Source organism: Acidisphaera rubrifaciens HS-AP3, from assembly GCF_000964365.1.
In the GTDB taxonomy this organism is placed as follows: domain Bacteria; phylum Pseudomonadota; class Alphaproteobacteria; order Acetobacterales; family Acetobacteraceae; genus Acidisphaera; species Acidisphaera rubrifaciens.
Window position 1 is genome coordinate 1 of sequence record NZ_BANB01000977.1, and the last position, 412, is coordinate 412.

Annotated in this window: 1 protein-coding gene; it reads left to right on the forward strand. The window is 76.2% G+C overall.

Annotation, left to right across the window (positions count from 1 at the left end):
* Positions 1-412: ATP-binding protein (locus tag B8460_RS19485; protein WP_048863290.1), on the forward strand; the 412-nt coding region annotated here is incomplete at both ends.

The window sequence follows — 412 nt, forward strand, 5'->3', positions numbered from 1 at the left end:
GATGCGGGGGTGCGGGCGGCGGCGCCCCTGCTGCGCCGGGTGCTCGGGCCGGACCGGCGGCTGCGACTGCATCTCGGGGCCGGCGAGGCCGCGGTCCTGCTCGATCCGCTGGCGCTGGATCGGATACTTCTCAACCTCGTCACCAACGCGGCCGCTGCCCTTCCGCCGGATGGGAGCCTTGTCGTGAGCACGTCGGCCGGTTCCGACGACGCGGTCCTGATCGAGGCGCGGGACAACGGGCCGGGCTTCGATGCCGCGATCCTGCCGCACCTGTTCTCCCCCTATGCGACCACGCGGCGCGGCGCCGGCGGGACCGGGCTGGGTCTCGCCTCGGTGCGGGCGCTCGTGCAGGCGGCGGGGGGCCGGGTGACGGCCGACAATGCCCCGGGCGGCGGCGCCCGCCTGTGCATCC